Genomic DNA, 20,001 nt, shown 5'->3' with positions numbered 1-20,001 from the left:
AATGGCTGAGAGACTTCTTGCGGGAACCGTTAATTTTCTACAAAACCTGCCTGAATGGGTTGTATGTGAGATGATCGACATTAATAGTTCACTTTTGTGTTACACTAACCCCCACTTATACCAATCCCCACTTACACCAACCCCCACAAAAATTATTAAGCTTTAACGGATTTAAATTGTGAATGGCGGTTTATCGGGGGATGGGTAGATTGGGGATGGGTAGATGGTAGACTCGCTTTTGCACAAGTGGCAAGATCTGAAATTGAAATGGATATTAGCTTAGATATTAATCCCTCCATCCTCCCATCCTTCCATCCGAGATCATCCTCTCTAGCTCGCATCAATGAAATTGGTGTTACTGGTCTCCGTTGTCTTCTTTCCCGATGTTCCCCTTGATAGTCGGAAGTTTAGGATCAGGGTTTCGAGCAATTATTAAAGTTGATCTTTACGTTTTAGGTGTGTTAAGTCGAAAATTCATTAAACTTTCATCAAATTAGGGAGGTATTTAAACCCTACGCCAGAGATTTTTAAGTTATAAAGTGTGATAGCGATGTACCTACCCAGGTTAATCGTTTAAATAAAACTCACTGCAAAACGCGCGTGAATTTCCCAGGGTGCCTCCAACCATCAGTATTTGCCAGAAAACCCTCTAATCCCATCTAGAAGAACTGGGAATTCCAACTACATATGCAGATGAAATTCGAAGATATCTATAGCTTTTTCCAAGATCCTCCACCCAACTATCTCAATAAAGAATTAGCCGTATGCTATGTTCTATCGGTGTTGTTGCAAGGAGAATCTTATGGAACACAACTGATCCAACAACTAGAACAAGAATACCCCACCTATCGACTTTCAGATACTGTCCTCTACAGTGCACTGAAGTTTCTTGAAGAAAAACAGGCAATTTCAGCCTACTGGCAAAAAGTAGAAGGAAGAGGACGCCCACGCAGGATGTATCAAATCTGCCCAGAGTGGCAGGAGAAAGCTATAGAACTTGCCAGTTTTTGGCATGACTATATGGCTGAGGAAACAGTGGGGAAAATTCAGTCAAGGACTCCCTGCCACCAGTCTGTTGTTGAGTCAGTTAGGTAGGGAAGTAGCAATTTTTTCCAGGGTGCTTTCCCGTGAAAACCCTGGTGGCATAACAGAAGTCAGGTGATGCATTGTCTTGCCCAGATCTGAATTCAGGTGAATTCAGGGCGTGCTAGCTGCTAGCCATCTACCCATACCAGTATCTTACAGCCTCTAGCTAGTGGGTACGGAGTAGCGTGACCTGACCAAAGCGTGTCTAATAACTTGTAAAGTAGTAGCAAAGGATGTGTATTTTTATAGTTAATATTCAGTGAATACCACTATTCTTGCTTCTACACTTTGGCTAACTCTTTTATTAGCAGTAGGTTTGTTTTTCTTTATTCGAGCCTCTGTGAAAGACCGAATACAACAAGTCAAGTTAGCTTCCCCAGAAACAGAAGAATCGCTTCTAAACCAGTTGAAGCAATATTTTTATCAAAGAGCCTACCAGGTGGTGGCGGTGGATGCTGCCACTAATCAAGTCACGTTCCAGGGGATAGTCCGACCGAGTTGGTTTATGGCTATCTTTTTAACCGTCCTAGCTGCCTGTGGTATACTCTGCTTATCCCTAGTGCTATCTATTTTGTTTCCGACTTTGACTAAGGTGTTTTTGGGGCTAGTGGCACTAGCTCCCGCTGCAGGGGTTTTTTATTGGAAAAAAGCTGAGCGACTCGAACAGGTATCTCTAAAATTAGAATCAGCGTCTACCCAAGCCCCTGGGGATCAAGCCGCTGCGGAGCAATGTTTGGTTATAGTCACTGGCCATCGCGATGAACTAATACAACTTCAACAGTCTGTCAAACTAAAACCCTTGTCGTAAGCAAGCAGGGTTTGACATCTTCCCACACTATAACCATAATAGGTAATTTTACCAAGATACTTAGCCCTCCTCAAGCCTTTGAGTTTGAGGAGGGCTAAGTAAAAGCACTTTCAATAAATATTACCAGTAAGGTTTCAGCGGCTACGAGCGGCAACCCCTACCTTTTTTAAGGGAGAGTTGATTAATCGCAAACTGGGAAACAGAAAATGATTTTCTTCCACATATTGGGCACCGAAGAGCCCTTTTTCTGCCCAGAAATAACGGTCTGTGGTATGCTCGTTACGTTTGACCAGTAGTAGGGCAGGTGGAACTATCCCTTGTGATCGAATGTATGCGCGTGCTGCTGTAACCGGTTTATACTCGCCACTTTCTAGATTGTACTGAGGTACATGCTCAAGTATCTTTCGCCCTTCTTGGCGGCGGCGACTCTTACGCTTACGTCTTCTTGCCAACCTTTTTACCTCCTCTTTTTGCTGGCAATTGTAAAGATAGTTACAAAAGCCGTCGAAATTATATCGACTCTTTCTAGAAATATCAAGCTCTTGTCATAGAACTAAACAACCCGGCTGAAACCTTTGACAGCAATACGTTAGGGGATTTTCCGTTTCCTGATTACCTCCGGAAAATTAATACAAAAATTTAATAGTTTTAATAAAACTTAAATATAATTAGAAAAAATAGCCTTAAACTCATCTCACAATTACACTGATCAGGTGATGGGGTGATGGGGTGATCAGATGATCAGGCAATGGATGTAACAGATATTTGCCAGAGGTCTAATGACTGATTACTGATGACTAAAGCTCACTAAAGCATAATAGTCAATTGTTTAAGGGGTTCGACATTATAGAAGGAAAGCTGATAGTGGCTTAACTTCCAGTAGGATTAACCCAGATCACTCATCTATTGCTCATGTTCACTCGCGTCAGTTCAGAATTTGTCTCCCTGTGTCGAAACCAAGTGGCTTTATTAACCCAAGGACTGGGAGCAGCTAGTGGTGCTGTATATTTAACGGAAGAATTCGTTGAGGGCAATCAGGCAAAGCTAATTCCTGTGGTAGTTTATCCGGAAACAAGTACCGTGCGGGATATGAGTGATCCTGACTGGGTTTTGCCACAGAAAATAGGTGAGATTGATCAGATTCCTCGATTATCCAGCAGCTTACCTCGGCTACTCCCTCAGGGAAATAACCAAGAGCAAGATTTGGGTTCAACCTCTTTTGTAGGATCTGAAAATTCTCTGCAGCAGCAGCACCAAATCGTTTTACCTCTAATCCATGAAGGGATAGTGATGGGATTATTGGTGAGTGTTCGTGATGATAGACCTTGGAATCACACAGAACAGGCAAGTGTGGAACGCATTGCTAGAACCTTAGCGATCGCATATGTCATAGAACAGCGTCAAGGTTGGTTTGAGCAGCAGTTGACTCAGCAAAGACGTCTACAGGCCAAACAACGGGATATGCTTGATGATCTGCTGCATCAATTTCGTAATCCCCTGATGGCTTTACGTACCTTTGGTAAGCTATTGCTGAAGCGACTGGTACCAGGAGATAAAAACTATCCAGTGGCTTCGAGCATTATACGAGAAAGCGATCGCTTACAGGAGTTGCTGCAACAGTTTAATGCTTGCCTGGACATGAACCAAACCGATACAGCATCCCTAACGTTACCTGTAGCTACGGCTGAGGCTTCCTCATCCCCAGAATCAGATGATCTTGGGGAGATTTACCCAACTAGTCACTCCGAACCACACTCCACCCCAGGGGAATTTCCCCTACTCACGGACAAAACTCTTCCTTTGGAACTGTTTGCGGTCAAGGATGTCTTAGAACCCTTGCTTATATCTGCTGACGCTATTACTCAAGAGGCTAATTTGGAGTTGCATTGCTCTATTGCCCCCGACTTACCTTTGGTGAAAGGGAATCCTAAGGCTTTACGGGAAGTGTTGAGTAATTTGATTGACAATGCTTTGAAGTACACCCCAGCTGGGGGAAAAATTGATATCCAAGTTGGTGTTGGACAATGGCTTGATCATGGTGATGCTATAGCGATCGCAATTAGTGATACTGGTCCAGGTATTGCTCCAGAAGACTTAGACCATCTGTTTGAGCGACATTATCGGGGAGTTCAAGCTAATGGTCCTATCCCTGGCACTGGTTTAGGATTAGCGATCGCAAAAGAACTGATGGCATACATGCAGGGTGATATTGAAGTCTTGAGTCCTGCCAAACTACTATCGACTGAGGAAAATGGGGAATTATCCATTAGTCATGGTCAAGATAACTCAAGGATTGGAACAACCTTTATCGTTTGGTTGACTTACGCTTAGTAGACCTTTAGTAATTGGTCAGTAGATAGTTGTTGTTGACCGTTGAGAGGTTGGCTGTGATTGGTTAATCTATTAACCTCTCAACAGTTAACTATCCACATCTCTAGTTACTGACTGCTAATCACCAAGTCAGAGTCGATGGTAAGCTGTAAGTCGGTTTCTGGTTCAACCACAAATAAGTCAACACTGCTGCTACCGAATAAACGTTTGCCGATATTTAAAGCGATACCAGAACTAACTCCAATCAAGATTTCTTCTGTAGCGATCGCACGGTCACCGGTAACGGCAGAGATAGCAGCGGCGGCAGCGGTACCAACTGCTGCATCTTTTAGGATACTTCCTGGATTGCTACCCTTGCGAATGGTTTCAGTGGTGGTAATTTCCTCAGAGGTGGCATTAAAGGATAGGGTTTCACCATTGATCAACAGCCGCTGAGCTACAAACTGAGCTCCCTCTTTTGTCGCACGCAGTTCGCCAACCACTTCACTACCAGCAGGAATCAGCAACTTGCCCTCATCAGCAGTGGTAATGTTTAGATCCACTGTCAGGGTTAGGGGAATAGTTTCCTCTTGGGCGAGCAGAATTTTATCTTTTTTGTACTTAACCGGAATAGAAGTACCTGCAGGAATTGTGAAGGCTACAGGTGCTGGATTGGGATCGATAATGTATTGGGAGCTAATCACTGGGGCTTGTTCTGTTGCCACCAACGCTTGGTACATAAAAGCTGCAACTTCTGCACGAGTTGCATTCCGAGTCGGATTGAGAAAGGCGACGTTAGGATAATTAACCACCAAACTATTTTCTGTAGCAGCAGCGATGGGAGCACGGGCAAAGTTAGAAATTTGGCTGCCGTCCCGGTAGAAACTGATCAGCTCTGAGGTAGAACCGGTGGAAGAGAAATTCAGTCCATTAGAAAGGGCAACTAAAACTTGTTCACGGGGAATATTTTGTTCAGGTCTAAAGATATTACCAGGATAACCACTTAGAAATCCGGTTTGGTAGGCTTCCTGAATGGCAGGATTTGCCCAGTAGTTGGAAGCAACATCCACGAAAGTGTTGCCACCGCGAATGGCGGGTTTATTGAAATCTTGATTTGCTTTACGCAGCATTGCCGCAAACTGAGCGCGGGTCACTGGTGCATTTGGTCTGAAGGAGCCATCCGGAAATCCGGCAATAATACCGCGCTGGGATAATTCCCCAATAAACTCACTTGCCCAGTAGTTGGATGAAACATCGATAAAGTTAGTGCTTTGGGCAAAGGAGGGAGCAGGTGCCACTAGGGGAGCCATGGTGGTGGCGGTGAGTCCAAGGGCTAAAACAGCAGCAGTTCCTGATTGAAAATGATTTAGGTTAAGCATGGAAGGCATTCTCTTAAATTAATGTGTTCTTAAGTAAATAGAACCAATCAGATGCTAGATGTTCCTAGGTTCAATAAAATTGTTTTTTTTGCTAAAAATAAGCATAAAAAACCAGATTATGCCTGTTTAATAGCAATCATTTCGGCACAATCTGAGTAATTTGACGCTAGTAACATTCCATGAGTTGCCAACCACTTGCCAGATCAAAAATTGTCACATTAGCCCAAGGGGGTGGGGTGACAGCTTAACCGCCTGTGGAGTTTAGTAGGAGAGTGCTCAGGGTGACCCTAAAGCTAGAATTGCTGGGTATAGCGCTACGGGCAAGTAAGAAGTCAGAAGTCAGAAGTCAGAAGTAAGCTATAACACAGTTACCCACTGACCTACTGAGGCAGTAATCAATCAGTAAACTGCTTATTAATCCAGCGGCGGTAAATTTTTTGAATTGCTTTGAGTACTTTTTGACTACTCGACTGCTGAGATGGACTGCTGGGGTCGAGTAACTGCAAGCGATTCAGAAGTTTGGCTTCTTCTGTGTCTACCAGCCCATCGCTATAAATTAAGGCACTGAGGGCTTCAACCAAGCGCTGATAGTCTTCTGGACTAGGGCGATCGCCTAAATACTCTTCCACCCAACTGTAGCATTCATCTGCTGACACAGCTTTGAGTTCATACAGTAACGGTTTAATCTCTGGGTCGTCAGCAACTCCATATTCCTTGGCGACTTTATACAGATATTCCCGTTCCTCTGCTTGAACTTTACCGTCTATCCAGGCGGCACCGATTAAAATTTTGAGCAACTGTTTGACACTAGAATTTGTAACCATGACTTTATCTCTCCAGTAGGGGGGAACCGAACCAATACAGCACTTGTTGCCAATCAACCTTGAATCATCAACAGCTTGCCACGATTAGGGGAAAAGGGAAAGTGGAAAGGGAAGAGGGGGAAGAGTGGGCAGATTGGGGAGACGGGGGAGAACTTTGTCAAAAAACCGGGTTTGTTAAAACTAACTTAGTTAGACCCCTTAATCTAGGTAATAAACCTCATTTATTTAAAGCAAATTTTTTTGTACAGAAGTGTTAACCGCTAGTATGTTACGTTTAATTTTAATTAACTAAGTTAGTTCTTCCTTACACACTTCTTTCTGTTAATGGAAATCGATACTGATTACTTAATTCAAGGGTATGCTCAAGGCTATTTCCTGATGGCAGATGATACTGGTAATTTAGGCTGGTACTCAAGCCGCGAACGTGCTATAATTCCTCTGGATGAGCGGTTTCGCTATCCTAAATCTCTGCGTCGTGTCCTAAATCAGGAACGATTTAGTGTCAGCATTAACCGAGACTTTTTAGGGGTAATGACTGGTTGTGCTGACCGTGAAACTACTTGGATTTCTCCAGAACTAAAAGAGATTTATTGGCAATTTTATAAGGCTGGATGGGCCTACAGTTTTGAAACTTGGCAGGGAAATCAGCTGGCAGGAGGAATTTTGGGCATTGTAATTGGTGGAGCGTTCATTGGTGAATCGATGTTTTATCGGATTCCGGAGGGCTCAAAGGTGGCGATGGTTAAGTTGGTAGAACGGTTGCGCCATCGCAACTTTTTGCTGTTTGATGCTCAGATGATGAATTCTCACCTAGAACGGTTTGGTGCCTGTACGGTAAATGAGCAAGAGTATAGTCTGCTGTTACAGAAGGCAATAGCACAAACCTGTTCCTTTGATGAACCTATCTAACTTAGCTAGGGCTTACTTGCTCCAAATAGCTAAACCTCCTCCCCGACCTCTAGCAGCAATGCAACGGTTTTCCACGAGAAAGTAGGTGAAGAATGCTTGTTCTTTCAAGGGTTGCTCATAGAACCTAGTTTCCCGGTCTTGTCCACCTTTAATGTAACCTTGATAAAGTGTTAGACCAGATAACGATATCCTGATTTGACTAAAGTCGAAAGCTAAGATATTCGTCTTAGGATAAAACTTCGTAGGACCGGTGAGAACTATCTGAATCGGTCCAAATTGAACAGCATTTTGAACCGTTCCTTGGTCTTGAGAAGACTCTGATGGGGAGTAGGATAGGTGAATCTTGATCCACTTTGGCAGAAATCGTCCGCTACCCAAAATCACCCCTGCTCGTTGGCGCGATCGCTTTGTTCCGGTAATAAACCCTAGTCGCCAAGTTCCGATCAGTTGTGAATAGCCATGGCTGACTTTGGTTCGTTTAGCAGTTGTCTCTGCCTGAAGTAGTGCCTCGACTACAGCTGATGAGGTCGGTGGTGTAACCGATGGGCTTGTTAAGAACTCAATCGCTTGGTCTAGAGCTGTATCCATTGGTGACATACTCCCACACTCAACCTGAAAAGGTGAGTGTGGGCTTCTTTCCAACTCCAGCTAACGCTTCGGATACTCGGAAAGCTTTACTACCGACGGAATGCCCTACCGCCAACTTTAATATATTGATTGCCGCATTTACATCCCTATCTGCTGTATATCCACAGTGAGGACAAGAATGGATGCGGTCTTTCAACTTCTTGGGTACTTTTGTTCCACAATTAGAACAGTTTTGGCTAGTATTTCGAGGATTCACTGCAACCGTGAGTAACCCAGCATTTATGGCCGTAGGCCACGCTACGCGAACGGCTTTGGTTGACAGGATAGACAGGAATTGACCCCAACCAGCATCCAATACAGATTTGGCCATTTTAGTCTTAGCCAAACCTTTTATGTTCAACTTTTCGTGAGCCACTAGGTCGTGATTGTCTAGAAGCTCTTTAGCTGTCTTAAAATGAAAATCTTTCCTGGTATCAGCTACCTTTTTATGAGCTTTACCCAGTTTAGTTACAACTTTCTTTCTATTGTTACTACCTTTCTTAGATCTGCTGACAGCTTTTTGGATTTTCTTTAGTCGCTTTTGAGCTTTCCGATAGTATTGAGGGATTGGCACCTCGGAACCATCGGACTTGACTAAGAACGACTTGAGACCCATATCTATCCCAACAGGGTTAGAAGCGCTATCTACTGGGATAATATCCGGAACAGAATCATCTTGGATTGATAGCGTAACATAGTACCCATCAGCTTTTCGGGTTATAGTGGCTGTCTTTACTTTAAAGCCTTCTGGAATAGGTCGATGATAAATCATTTTGACTTTTCCAAACTTCGGGAGAGTCATAATGTTGCCATTTATAGGATTTTTAGAAAGAGAAGGGAATGTAAAAGACTTGTACCTGTTTTTTCCTTTAAACCTCGGCCTGCCGCTCTTTTTTCCGTTACTGTCTCCTTTCAAGAACCGCTTAAAAGCTAGATCGACTCTCTTAACACAGTCTTGCAGGACTTGAGATTGAACCACCTTGTACCAAGGTCTATCCTTCTTTAACTGAGGTAGGGTTTTCTTTTGGGAAAAATAATCAGGATTATTTCTTAAGTCTGGTAAGTAACAAACTAAAGGACAGGAGTTAATAGAACAACGATTTTGCTCGTACCAGTTGAATCTGTCGGCAAGTAAATAATTGTATTGGTGTCGGAGCATGTCCAACCATTTCTCTATTTCTACTTCCTGTGATTTGGTCAACCTTAATCGGTACTGGTACGCTGCTCTCATTATTGCTATCTCCTATTTATCGACCTATGATTAGTATATCAGTCGTCTTTACATGTGTCAATGCAAAATGAAAGATAAAAACTTAATGATTAGACTTACCAGCTTTGAAAAAAGGCAACTTCAACAGGAAGCCGATCGTAGAGGGATGACTTGCTCCGAATTACTCAGGAGCTTAATAGCTCGTTTCCCTGAGCCGAAAGACTCTGTGTAAAATTCATCCCTGGAGACGAAACCTGATTGTTAGTGGAGCCAAAATCGGCAAAGTTTTAACCCTTTTACTCATAGCCGACTAACCATAAAGGCTCCACTATCCTTACGGTAACTTTAAACGCTCATCCTTGCGGATTGAGACGTGGGGCTTCTTTTACCGGACAGCTAACAAATGTGTTCGCCAAGTGTGGCGCTACTGGGTCAATCCCATGTCTTGATAATCTAATCCGATCTTATAGCCGATCGCTCCTAGTATATCCTAAGGAAGCAGTGAATTAACATAATTCTCTTCAATGGTCAAGTTGAGTTCCCTCAAGGTCTTACGAGAGCGGTTCAATATTTCTCGGTTAGCCATTAAGTATTCCCGAGTAACCATCAGTTTTTGGATCGCAATGGTTGTGGCTGGGCTTTTGGCGTTCAGTTCCCTTAAGTATGCCCTATTCCCCGATATTACGTTTCCGGTGGTGGTGGTAAATGCTCAAGTGCCATTGGAGACTGCCGTGGAAACGGAGCAGAAAGTGACTCAACGGATTGAGGAAAGGCTTTTGCCTTTGGCAGGACTCGATCAGATGGTTTCCTCAACCTACCCTGGTCGAACAGTAGTTACCCTCTATTTCGATGTCGGAACCGATCTCAACTCCTCTTCAAGGGAGGTTGAAAAGACACTGTGGCAGATTGCTCTTCCTGAAGGTGCAACCTTTCAGGTCATTCCCTTCAATTTGAACGAATCCTCTGCGGTTAGCTACACCATCAAGAGTGATACTAAAGACCTGAAGCAATTAGCTGAGATTGCTAAGACTAGTATTTTACCAGAGATTGCTCAACTTCCAGGAGTTCTGAAAGTCAATTTGTTGGGAGGGGGGGAAACTACGTTTACGGCTCTCAATTCTGGCTCAGAGTTGACCAAACAAGCACCAGAAATTATTAAGGAGGAACAGCAGCGAGATAATCCCGAATCTCCCATACCCATTACCCCGACTCGGATTCGCTTCAATGGACAGGAAGCTTTGGCTTTTCAGGTGATCAAAGGGGGTGATGCTAACACCTTAGATGTGGTTAGTCGGGTAGAGGAAGCGGTGCAAAGGCTACAAGCCAGTTTGCCAGAGGTGCAGTTAGTCTTAGCAGTCACTCAAGCTAACTATATCCGGGAAGCCACTCAATCTACTATTGATGGTTTAGTACTGGCAATTGTTCTGGCAGTGTTGGTAATTTTTACTTTCTTGCGTAACTGGCGTGCCACCCTAATTACTGCCTTGGCAATTCCAATTTCCCTACTGGGAACGGCTATCGTGATGGCTATCTATGGGTTCAATCTGGAAACCATTACTCTGTTAGCTTTGGCTCTGGTAATTGGAATTATCATTGATGATGCCATTGTAGAAGTCGAGAACATTTCTCGGCACCTGGAGGCTGGGGAGTCTCCTCGACAAGCTGCTCTTTCTGCTACTAATGAAATTGGTCTGACGGTTTCTGCTTCTACTTTGACCATTGTGGCGGTATTTCTACCGGTTGGTTTAATGGGTGGTAACTTAGGACAGTTCTTTAAACCCTTTGGTCTGACGGTTTCGGCAGCAGTTCTTACCTCTTTGCTAGTTGCTCGCACCTTGTGCCCAGTTCTTGCGGTTTATTGGCTTAAACCTAGGCAGGGGAAAAGGGAACAGGGAACAGGGAACAGTAAACAGGGAACAGTAAACACGGAAAAATTATCGAGAGTAGTTTTTGACTTTTGGTTGAGGTCTAATCTTAAGTACCCTGATTTGCTGCGCTGGTCCCTGGGGCATCGGAAATTTGTAGTGGGATTAGCGGTATTGAGCTTTATAGCTGGGATTTCTCTGATTCCCCTAATTCCTCAGGGGTTTATTCCTACCCTAGACCGAGGGGAATTTATGATTACCTATACGGCACCGTTGCCTCAGATGCCTAGTGCCTCTCAATTTGGTGATTTAATTGATCAGATTCTGAATTTAGGAGGGTTTGATACTAATAGTGAGGAGTCAAAGCCATTAAGTAATTCAGATACTAATTCAGATACTAATTCAGATACTAATTCAGATACTAATTTAGATACTAATTTAGATACTAATTCAGACCTTAGGGAGCAGGTAAAACCACAACTATCAAAAGCAAAACTATCAAAGTCAGGGTTTAATGGTCTATTTCCGATTAAAAAAGGGATGCAATTGGTACTGAAGCAATCTGAGCAGGTGGCTAAGCAGTTGGAAGAGGCGGTGTTGGCTTTTCCTGAAGTGGAATCGGTATATACGGTTGTGGGGGTACAGGGTGATCCCAACAAAGGTAACCTTCAGGTCAAACTTAAACGTAATCGCCAATATACTACTGCTCAGGTTCAGGAAAAAATGCGGGCTGCTTTGCCGAAGATTTCTGGTGTAACTACTAGTGTTGAAGATATTCAGTTTATCGAACTACCTACTCAAAAACCGGTTCAAGTTGCTTTATTGGGTGATGATTTAGAGGTGTTAGGCAATACTGCTGCAGATCTCAAAACTCGGATTGAGACATTACCAGGATTAGTGGATGTAGAGGCAACAGGTCAGAATAATCGAAGCAATAGGATTACTGAGATTGAGCATGTTAATGGTCAGCGAGGGGTTTATGTTCGTGCTAGCCTTAACCAGGGTCAAGGATTGGGAGATGCCACTGAGGAGGTGGTAAAGGTTGCCAAAATGGTTTTACCGGATGGTGTGAGGTTACAACTGTGGGGGGATTCGGCTCTTAGTAGTCATGTGCTGGGGAGTTTTGCTGGCACCTTGACCTTGTCTGTTACCTGTATGCTGTTAGTGCTGATTTTGCCTTTTGGTCGATTGTTAGAACCGATGGTGGTGGGCTTGTCGTTGCCTTTATCTATTGTGGGAGCAATGCTGGCACTTCTGATCACCCAGAGTGATTTTGGCATGATTTCCCTGATTGGTCTAATTTTTTTGCTGGGACTACTTGACAAAAATGCCCTTTTGCTAATGGATTATGTTAACCAACTTCGTCGAGCTGGTTTAAGTCGCACTGAGGCAATTCTGGAAACGGGAGTGGTGCGTTTGCGACCGATTATAATGACTACTGCTTCGACAATTTTGGCAATGTTGCCCTTGGCATTGGGATTTGGCGCAGGAGCAGAATTGCGACAACCGATGGCTGTGGCAATTATTGGTGGATTGCTTACGTCTACGTTATTGAGTTTGATTGTTGTACCAGTATTGTATAGCCTGCTGGAAGATTGCTGGCTAGGATTATTAGACTTCTTGCAGAAGTCGGGAACAGGGAAACAGAGGAGCTAAACCAATGGCAATCAAAGCTTTCGTTACTGGAGGAACAGGATTTATCGGTGCTCATGTTGTGCGATCGCTACTTGAAGCAGGATACTCCGTGCGAGCTCTGGTGCGCCCTACTAGCCAACTCGATAACCTCCAGGGTCTAGATATAGAAGTCGTTATCGGTGACTTGAACGATCCAGGCTTGTGCCAACTGATGCAGGGATGTCAGGTATTATTTCATGTCGCTGCCCATTATTCCCTGTGGCAAGCGGATCGAGATTTACTCTATCGTAACAATGTCCAAGGAACCCGTAATGTGCTACAAAGTTCTGGTAAAGCTGGGATTGAACGCACTGTTTACACCAGTTCAGTAGCGGCTATTGGTGTGGGTAAACCTGGGGAAATTGTGGATGAAACCCATCAGAGTCCTGTCGAGAAATTGGTGGGTGACTATAAAAAATCTAAGTTTTTTGCTGAACGGGAAGCGATCAAGGCAGCTCAATCTGGTCAAGATGTGGTGATTGTTAATCCTAGCGCTCCCATTGGTCCAATGGATATTAAGCCAACTCCTACCGGAGAAATCATTGTGCGCTTCTTACAGCAGAAAATGCCATTTTATTTGGATACGGGATTAAATTTTATTGATGTGCGGGATGTGGCTCAGGGTCACCTGTTGGCGTTGGACCGGGGGAAAAAAGGCGATCGCTATATTTTAGGTAACCAAAATCTATCCTTCAAATCCTTATTGGAGCAACTTGCGGAAATTACTGGATTGAGTGCGCCTCAAAAAACTGTTCCGGTCTGGCTACCGCTGAGTATGGCTTGGATTGATGAGTGCGTCTTGACTGCTTTCGGCAAAACCCCTTCTATTCCGCTCAATGGGGTGCGGATGGCACAACACCCGATGTATTACGATGCCTCGAAAGCGGTTAGAGAGTTAGGGTTACCCCAATCTTCGATTAGGAAAGCCCTCAAGGATGCTGTTGATTGGTTTAGCTAAGGGAACAGGGAACAGGGAACAGGGAACAGGGAGCAGCGGATCCCCCCTAACCCCCCTTAGTAAGGGGGGAAGGGAACAGCGGATCACCGGAACAGGGAACAGAAAGACTTTTGGCAGCTTTAAAAAAGTTAATACACTTCCGTTTATTTATCTCTAGGTACTTACCGCTGGCTCCAGTAAATAGGGAAACTGACAACTGCGGCGAAGTCTAGGATTTTAAGGAATTCACCAACAGTATTATTAATTTATCAGCGAAGCTGATCAAAGTTCAAGCTGTAGGGTAATCAGGATTACCCTCCATGATTAGCGTTAATTATATGGTGTGAGGACAATTATGGCAATTCAATTACAACAAGCTCTTGATGTCGGAAAGTATATTGTTACCCAGCGTCTTTTGGGTCGTAAACGCTTTCCCCTGGTGCTGATGTTGGAACCTCTGTTCCGCTGTAATCTAGCTTGTTCCGGTTGTGGCAAAATCCAGCATCCTACGGAAATACTCAAGAGCCAGCTGACTCCTGAAGAGTGCTTTGCTGCGGTGAAAGAGTGTGGTGTTCCTGTGGTTTCTATTCCGGGGGGAGAACCTTTGCTTCATCCACAAATTGACGAAATTGTCAAGGGGTTGGTGGCATGGCGAAAGTATGTCTATCTCTGTACTAATGGGTTGTTGTTAGAAAAGTGTCTGGATAAGTTCCAACCTTCCCCTTACCTGACTTTCAGCGTTCACTTGGATGGCTTACGGGAACGGCATGATCAGTGTGTGGACCGTCAGGGGGTATTTGATAAGGTAGTGCAGGCAATTCGAGCCGCTAAAGCTAGGGGATTTCGTGTGACTACTAACACGACGGTGTTTGAGGGAAGTGATCCTAAGGAAATTCAGGAGTTCTTTGATTTCCTAGCCATGTTGGGTATTGATGGCATGATGGTTTCTCCTGGATATAGTTATGAATGGGCACCAGATCAGGAGCATTTCCTGAAGCGGGAACAGACTAAGGCGATGTTCCGGGAAATTTTAGCGCCTTTGAAGGCTGGGAATAAAACCTGGAATTTTAACCATAATCCTTTATTTTTGGATTTCCTGATGGGGGAGAAAGATTACGAGTGTACCCCTTGGGGAAGTCCTAGTTACAGTGTTTTGGGGTGGCAAAAGCCTTGCTATTTGTTAAATGAAGGGCATTATTCCACTTTTAAGGAATTGCTGGAGGAAACGAATTGGGATCAGTATGGTCGCGCTAGTGGTAATCCTAAGTGTTCCGATTGTATGGTCCATTGTGGGTATGAGCCGACGGCGGCTGTGGATGCGTTTCAGCCCCAGAATATGGTTCGTGCTATGGGTAGTGTGTTAGGAGCAGTTTGAACCTGACCAATTTCCCAGACCATAAAGCTGGCGCTACTTCCTAGCTCTGAGTAGTGATGGATTGCTAAGCCTGGCAGGATAGACAAGGTCAACTTGAGCACAATACACACAATACAATCAATGCGATCGCATTTATCTGAGCTTTCTGATTCTTGATCAAATAGACCTTGAAATCAACTTCAAGGTCATTATTCCATTGGGAATTAATTCGTTTTGGTAAAACCTCATTATCTGCTGCCCCTTATCTAATCACAAAACTTAAAATTTAAATCCTAATAAATTCCAAGAATTTAGGAGCCAGATAAATAGCCATGCCGCTAGCATACTCAAAAAATAATACCCTCGTCTAATCCAAGACCAGTTTTTGTCTCTCCAAGCCAGTAAAGCAATAATCGATACTATAGTAGTCAAGCCTGTGGTCACAATCGGTAGATAAAGTAACACAATTATAACAGGGGGCATTCCGAAGAAAAATTCCCAGAAATCTATTGTACTAATAGCTATCCCTATGCCCATCAAAAAGCATAAATTCAACAGACTAATAAGACCAATACTCAACTCTACCAAACGAGTATGTCGTGAAACTAGAGATAAGGTTTTATTTTTGCGGCTAACTAATGGTCTAATTAGCCAAACTAAACATCCCCATAGGAAGATGGTCACAGAAAATCCTGCCAGTCCAAGCTGTAAAACAGGAGCTTCGTACCAGGGTAACTTTTCATAGCTTAAATGGACATGACTACTCATAGACATACCAGTAATTTTACCCTGACTATCTGGCCGAAAATTTATATACATACTGCTGTCAGTAGCACGAAATAGGAGTGGCTCGACTTCCTCCCATGTACTTCTTCCTGGAAATATAGTTAACGTGTGGTCTTTATTAGTTTGAATAATCAACAACTTTCCCCATTCCAGCAAAACCATGGCTAGTTTAACTAGAGAGTTTCGAGGATATCGAATGAAGCGATAACCGCCCTTTATTTGTTTATATTGCTGTTCATATTGCTGGTGATACTGCTGGTTACTATTAGCGTCAGGTATCGCTTTAGTAATCGTTTCAGTAGGTGACGAAATGGTTTCCTGTACAGGATAATAACGATCTAAAAACTGTTCAACCAAGTCGTCTCGCAAATTTTCATTAAGAGTGTTACGGTTATAAGCAATATAGAAACCTAACTTTTGTTCTGGGATTAAAAATAGCAGATTAGTATACCCTGACATGCTACCGCCATGCTCAATTATCCGTTGATTATTCACAAAGCGCTCAAAAAAACCATAAGTAGATCCTGCCACTTGAGGAAGGTTGGGAAAATTAGTATAGTGTTGGCGGTGCATCTCCTTTACTGTAGTGTCATTCAGGATACGCTCTGTACCATAACGACCTCCCTGTAAATGAGCAATCATAAAGTGAGCCATGTCTTCAGCAGTAGTACTTAACGCTGTAGTAGGAACACTTTTATTACAGGTAAAGGGTTGGTTTATATAATTGCCATTTTTGTACTGATATCCCACAGCTAAATCAGCAGCCAGCTCAGACGGTAATGGTTGCTGAAAACTACTTTGACTCATATTCAAAGGTTGTAGGATAGCTTGGTCAATATAGTCACTGAAAGGAATTCCACCAACTACTTCGACTAAGTAACCTGCTAATGCTAATCCCACATCACTATAAACATATAATTCACCTGGTGGTCGCACTCGCTCTGGTAAATTTTCTGTGAGAAATTTTTCTAAGGATGGCAGCTGAGACTGGCAAAGAGTGGCTCCGCCAATCGCCCAAGCTACATCAAATCCATGAGTATGAGTTAAGAGATGATCAACTGTGATTGGCTTAAATTTATTAGTCTTGATTTGAACATCCTTAAGATATTGGTTAATATCTTCATCTAGCTTAAGCTTACCTTGCTCGACTAGTTGCATTACTGCTGTAGAGGTAACTAGTTTAGATACAGACCCTACACGAAACAGAGTTTTGTTAGGAATAACCGGTATCTTCTCCTCAAGGTTGGCATAGCCGTAGCCTTTCGAGAAAATAATCTTATCATCTTTGACTAAGGTAAATACCGCTCCAGGAATATTATTTTCTGTCATTTGATTGACAAAAAAATTGTCACTAAATTCTTCTATATCCTGGAATTTGGTTAGTTTTACCTGGGAATCATCGGTTGTAGATACCATCGGCAAATACCGATTAGATACACTCAAAGATTCATCAGCAAATACGGGAAGTACAGAAACACTAAGAATTAATAGAGCTAAACTTAGTGATTGAATCAGTTTTAGTAAGCTATTTACTGTTGTTTTCACTAGTTTTATATTTGGGAAATTTTTGATCAAAGGGAACAGGGAATCGGGAGTCGGGAATCGGGAATCGGGAATCGGGAATCGGGAATCGGGAATCGGGAATCGGGAATCGGGAATCGGGAATCGGGAATCGGGAATCGGGAATCGGGAATCGGGAATCGGGAATCGGGAATCGGGAATCGGGAATCGGGAATCGGGAATCGGGAATCGGGAATCGGGAATCGGGAATCGGGAATCGGGAATCGGGAATCTGGAATCGGGAATCGGGAATCGGGAATCGGGAATCGGGAATCGGGAATCGGGAATAGTAAAGCTAAATCTGTTACCTCTTGCCTATTACCTGTCCCTAATTCAACAGTCAACCAACATTAAACCTTCAACCAACCTTAAACCTTCAACCAACATTAAACCTTCAACCAAAATTCAACCTTCAACCAACATTAAACCTTCAACCAACATTCAACCTTCAACCAACATTAAACCTTCAACCAACATTAAACCTTCAACCAACATTCAACCTTCAACCAACCTTCAACCTTCAACCAACATTCAACCTTCAACAACATCCCAACAAAGCGGTGGGCTAATCATACCTTTTTCAGTATATTTTGAACGCACTAAAAAGTTATAAACACGCAAATGGTAGTCATAGGAATAAGCCCGATTTGGTTCATGAACCCCAACATCAACAAAATACTTACCACTGTTTAAATCTAAGCGGGATAGATGGAGTTTGATTTTTCCTTTACCTTTAATACCTGGTACTGATACTCCCATGGTAGTTGTGTTAGTCTCAAGACAAACTTGACTATCTTCAGTGCTAATGAGGACACTAAAAATTAGTCCATCAATTGGTTGAGGTGAAAAGTACTCAATATCAATGGCTAAGGAATCACCACTATTAATCTCTAAGCTAGGTAACAGCAAAACATCGGTAATTTCTACTTCTAGAGAGCCAAAGCGGTTTTGATTCATTCGCAGTTGCACACCAGACCTAGTCACTTGGGAGGATCCGTTGGGAGTGCCTGGCTGAGTTTGCGATCGCATTTGATTGACATACTGTGCTACTACCACTTTTGGCTCACCGTAAGCCATGATTTGTCCTTGTTGTAGCCACAAAGCGCGATCGCAAAGTTGCTCAATTTGTTCGCTACTGTGAGAAATTAGGACAATAGCACAGCCAGACTCTTTCAACTGCGCAATTCGTTCCAAGCACTTAGCCTGAAATCTCAAATCCCCAACGGACAGAAACTCATCAACTAGCATCACATCTGGGTCTGTGTGTACAGCCACCGAAAACGCCAGCCGCATCTGCATCCCTGTACTATAAGTGCGCACTGGATTATCGATAAACGGCTCAAGTTCAGCAAAGGTCACGATTTCATCAAAACGTCGCCCCATCTCTTCACGAGTAAGACCTGCTACCACACCACTAACAAAAGCGTTTTCTCGCCCAGTCAAATCTGGATGGAAACCAGCTCCCAAATCCAGCAGCGCTCCAATGGAGCCATTAACTGTAACCTTCCCTTTATCCGGTTTTCCAACCCCACCAATCAAGCGCAACAGGGTTGATTTACCAGCCCCATTGTGACCGAGAATCCCCAGCATCTGGCCTGGGGAAACGGTGAAGGTAATATTCTGCAACGCCCAAAACCTTTCCGCTGCCATAATATGCCGAAAACCCGACAGCGCCGCCTCCATAATAGTAAACGGTCGGTCAGGATGATAGTTGTTAAAGCGTTTACCAAGTTCTTTAACAATAATTGCATCAACCATCTATAATTCCTCCACAAAGCGATCGCTCTGCCACCGGAAAATTTGAAGACCGATAGGTAAACATACTGACGTGACCAAAGCCATAACTAGCAGAGCTAGCCAATCCGGTGCTGTGCCTTTAATTAGTACAGTGCGATAGGCATTAACCAGATGCACCATCGGGTTAAGGTAATACAAAAACTGATAATTTTTCGGCACATTAGTAATATCATAAAAAATCGGTGTCACATAAAAAAGCAGCTGTAAAAGTACACCGATAGTATGCTGCGTGTCGCGAAACGTTACATTAAAACCAGCTAGTAGATAGGCTAAACTAATGGTAACGGCAAACTGGAGAGCTTGTAGGATTGGTAACAGTATAACTACTGGCTGTAGCTGAACACCATCGATTAACAGAAAGATAACTAATACTGGCAGGGCTAGAATAAAATGAATCAGACCTGTTGTTACCGTCACCACCGGTAAAATAGCGTTTGGAAAACCCGGTTGTCGGATCAGGGGGCGATTATGAATAATCACGCCAGTGGCTTGAAAAAGAGAGCTGTTAAACCATGTCCATACCAACAAACCAGAAAATGCAAATGAAGTATATTGAGGAATATCAACCGACAATACAAAACTGAAAACAAAGGTAAACACAGCTAACTGAAGTAGTGGATTAAGCAGCATCCAAGCTACTCCTAAAGCTGACCGTTTGTAGAGTAGCTTCATCTCCCGATTAACTAGCTCTCGTAGCAAATCATAAAGATAATAAAACCGCCACTTAAACAACGGTTTAATTTGGGATTTTCGATTTTTTATTGAAGACATTGGAGTAATATAGCATTTTAATTTGAGATGTAAAACTAGAATTGATATAAATCGGGAATCGGGAATCGGGAATCGGGAATCGGGAATCGGGAATCGGGAATTGG

The 20,001-nt window shown here is 43.3% G+C and carries 16 protein-coding genes; 7 read left to right on the top strand and 9 right to left on the bottom strand.

From position 1 onward, the window contains the following. Positions 1–693: 693 nt before the first annotated feature. Together BJP37_RS13170 and BJP37_RS13165 are read left to right on the top strand one after the other, a co-directional pair. Positions 694–1,095 carry a PadR family transcriptional regulator gene (locus BJP37_RS13170; RefSeq protein WP_070396653.1) on the top strand — a complete coding sequence of 134 codons (402 nt, stop codon included), beginning with the start codon at positions 694–696 and terminating at the stop codon, positions 1,093–1,095. A 250-nt stretch (positions 1,096–1,345) separates the two neighbouring features. Beyond that, positions 1,346–1,894, top strand: coding sequence for a cofactor assembly of complex C subunit B (locus tag BJP37_RS13165; protein WP_075899385.1), 549 nt, complete (start codon positions 1,346–1,348; stop codon positions 1,892–1,894). Positions 1,895–2,028: 134 nt separating this feature from the next. On the opposite strand, the gene BJP37_RS13160 is transcribed toward BJP37_RS13165, so the two are convergent. Next, positions 2,029–2,346, bottom strand: coding sequence for a DUF3155 domain-containing protein (locus tag BJP37_RS13160; protein ID WP_008178570.1), 318 nt, complete (start codon positions 2,344–2,346; stop codon positions 2,029–2,031). A 460-nt stretch (positions 2,347–2,806) separates the two neighbouring features. On the opposite strand from BJP37_RS13160, the gene BJP37_RS13155 reads away from it, so the two are divergent. Continuing rightward, positions 2,807–4,225, top strand: a complete 1,419-nt coding sequence (locus BJP37_RS13155) for a sensor histidine kinase (RefSeq protein ID WP_075899383.1) — start codon at positions 2,807–2,809, stop codon at positions 4,223–4,225. Positions 4,226–4,332: 107 nt separating this feature from the next. On the opposite strand, the gene BJP37_RS13150 is transcribed toward BJP37_RS13155, so the two are convergent. Further along, positions 4,333–5,583 (bottom strand): S-layer homology domain-containing protein, encoded by a 1,251-nt coding sequence (locus tag BJP37_RS13150; RefSeq protein WP_075899381.1) that lies wholly within the window; start codon positions 5,581–5,583, stop codon positions 4,333–4,335. A 395-nt stretch (positions 5,584–5,978) separates the two neighbouring features. Continuing rightward, positions 5,979–6,407, bottom strand: a complete 429-nt coding sequence (locus BJP37_RS13145) for a tellurite resistance TerB family protein (protein ID WP_075906050.1) — start codon at positions 6,405–6,407, stop codon at positions 5,979–5,981. Positions 6,408–6,731: 324 nt separating this feature from the next. Between BJP37_RS13145 and aat the strand changes: the two genes are divergently transcribed. Beyond that, a complete protein-coding gene (aat, locus tag BJP37_RS13135) occupies positions 6,732–7,316 on the top strand; it encodes a leucyl/phenylalanyl-tRNA--protein transferase (RefSeq protein ID WP_075899377.1) in 585 nt (194 codons plus the stop codon). Between the two features lie 12 nt (positions 7,317–7,328). Here aat and BJP37_RS13130 read toward each other — a convergent pair whose 3' ends face one another. Both BJP37_RS13130 and BJP37_RS13125 read right to left on the bottom strand, forming a co-directional pair. Further along, the gene (locus BJP37_RS13130; RefSeq protein ID WP_075899375.1) at positions 7,329–7,904 is read right to left on the bottom strand and encodes a hypothetical protein; all 576 of its coding nucleotides are present in this window, start codon (positions 7,902–7,904) and stop codon (positions 7,329–7,331) included. A gap of 19 nt (positions 7,905–7,923) precedes the next feature. After that, the gene (locus BJP37_RS13125; protein ID WP_075899373.1) at positions 7,924–9,174 is read right to left on the bottom strand and encodes an RNA-guided endonuclease InsQ/TnpB family protein; all 1,251 of its coding nucleotides are present in this window, start codon (positions 9,172–9,174) and stop codon (positions 7,924–7,926) included. A gap of 503 nt (positions 9,175–9,677) precedes the next feature. Between BJP37_RS13125 and BJP37_RS13115 the strand changes: the two genes are divergently transcribed. The 3 genes from BJP37_RS13115 to hpnH all read left to right on the top strand — a co-directional run bounded on the left by BJP37_RS13115 (position 9,678) and on the right by hpnH (position 15,004). Beyond that, positions 9,678–12,674 carry an efflux RND transporter permease subunit gene (locus BJP37_RS13115; protein ID WP_075899369.1) on the top strand — a complete coding sequence of 999 codons (2,997 nt, stop codon included), beginning with the start codon at positions 9,678–9,680 and terminating at the stop codon, positions 12,672–12,674. Positions 12,675–12,678: 4 nt separating this feature from the next. Then, on the top strand, positions 12,679–13,650 hold the full coding sequence (gene hpnA, locus BJP37_RS13110) for a hopanoid-associated sugar epimerase (protein WP_198954031.1): 972 nt from the start codon (positions 12,679–12,681) through the stop codon (positions 13,648–13,650). 334 nt (positions 13,651–13,984) lie between these two features. After that, positions 13,985–15,004 carry an adenosyl-hopene transferase HpnH gene (gene hpnH / locus BJP37_RS13100; RefSeq protein ID WP_075899365.1) on the top strand — a complete coding sequence of 340 codons (1,020 nt, stop codon included), beginning with the start codon at positions 13,985–13,987 and terminating at the stop codon, positions 15,002–15,004. 258 nt (positions 15,005–15,262) lie between these two features. Here hpnH and BJP37_RS13095 read toward each other — a convergent pair whose 3' ends face one another. From BJP37_RS13095 to BJP37_RS13080, 4 genes are all read right to left on the bottom strand, one after another. Then, entirely contained in the window at positions 15,263–17,314 is a 2,052-nt protein-coding gene (locus tag BJP37_RS13095; RefSeq protein WP_075899363.1) for a serine hydrolase domain-containing protein, read from the bottom strand. 26 nt (positions 17,315–17,340) lie between these two features. Continuing rightward, positions 17,341–17,673, bottom strand: a complete 333-nt coding sequence (locus BJP37_RS39115; RefSeq protein ID WP_158069564.1) for a hypothetical protein — start codon at positions 17,671–17,673, stop codon at positions 17,341–17,343. Positions 17,674–17,860: 187 nt separating this feature from the next. Then, positions 17,861–19,087, bottom strand: coding sequence for an ABC transporter ATP-binding protein (locus BJP37_RS13085; protein WP_075899361.1), 1,227 nt, complete (start codon positions 19,085–19,087; stop codon positions 17,861–17,863). Continuing rightward, entirely contained in the window at positions 19,088–19,798 is a 711-nt protein-coding gene (locus tag BJP37_RS13080; RefSeq protein ID WP_438941535.1) for an ABC transporter permease, read from the bottom strand. It lies immediately after the preceding gene. Positions 19,799–20,001 lie beyond the last annotated feature (203 nt).

Origin of the sequence: Moorena bouillonii PNG, assembly GCF_001942495.1 — a bacterium.
GTDB classification, from domain to species: Bacteria; Cyanobacteriota; Cyanobacteriia; order Cyanobacteriales; family Coleofasciculaceae; genus Moorena; species Moorena bouillonii.
The sequence above is the reverse complement of the archived record's forward strand: the minus strand, read 5'-3'. Positions and strand labels throughout refer to the sequence as shown.

Excerpts from the sequence above, each read along its gene's own strand:
- BJP37_RS13150 (WP_075899381.1), bottom strand. The coding sequence starts at position 5,583 with ATGCTTAACCTAAATCATTTTCAATCAGGAACTGCTGCTGTTTTAGCC.
- BJP37_RS13155 (WP_075899383.1), top strand. The coding sequence starts at position 2,807 with ATGTTCACTCGCGTCAGTTCAGAATTTGTCTCCCTGTGTCGAAACCAA.
- BJP37_RS13080 (WP_438941535.1), bottom strand. The coding sequence starts at position 19,798 with ATGAAGCTACTCTACAAACGGTCAGCTTTAGGAGTAGCTTGGATGCTG.
- BJP37_RS13145 (WP_075906050.1), bottom strand. The coding sequence starts at position 6,407 with ATGGTTACAAATTCTAGTGTCAAACAGTTGCTCAAAATTTTAATCGGT.
- BJP37_RS13130 (WP_075899375.1), bottom strand. The coding sequence starts at position 7,904 with ATGGATACAGCTCTAGACCAAGCGATTGAGTTCTTAACAAGCCCATCG.
- BJP37_RS13115 (WP_075899369.1), top strand. The coding sequence starts at position 9,678 with ATGGTCAAGTTGAGTTCCCTCAAGGTCTTACGAGAGCGGTTCAATATT.
- hpnH (WP_075899365.1), top strand. The coding sequence starts at position 13,985 with ATGGCAATTCAATTACAACAAGCTCTTGATGTCGGAAAGTATATTGTT.
- BJP37_RS13170 (WP_070396653.1), top strand. The coding sequence starts at position 694 with ATGAAATTCGAAGATATCTATAGCTTTTTCCAAGATCCTCCACCCAAC.
- hpnA (WP_198954031.1), top strand. The coding sequence starts at position 12,679 with ATGGCAATCAAAGCTTTCGTTACTGGAGGAACAGGATTTATCGGTGCT.
- BJP37_RS13085 (WP_075899361.1), bottom strand. The coding sequence starts at position 19,087 with ATGGTTGATGCAATTATTGTTAAAGAACTTGGTAAACGCTTTAACAAC.
- BJP37_RS13125 (WP_075899373.1), bottom strand. The coding sequence starts at position 9,174 with ATGAGAGCAGCGTACCAGTACCGATTAAGGTTGACCAAATCACAGGAA.
- aat (WP_075899377.1), top strand. The coding sequence starts at position 6,732 with ATGGAAATCGATACTGATTACTTAATTCAAGGGTATGCTCAAGGCTAT.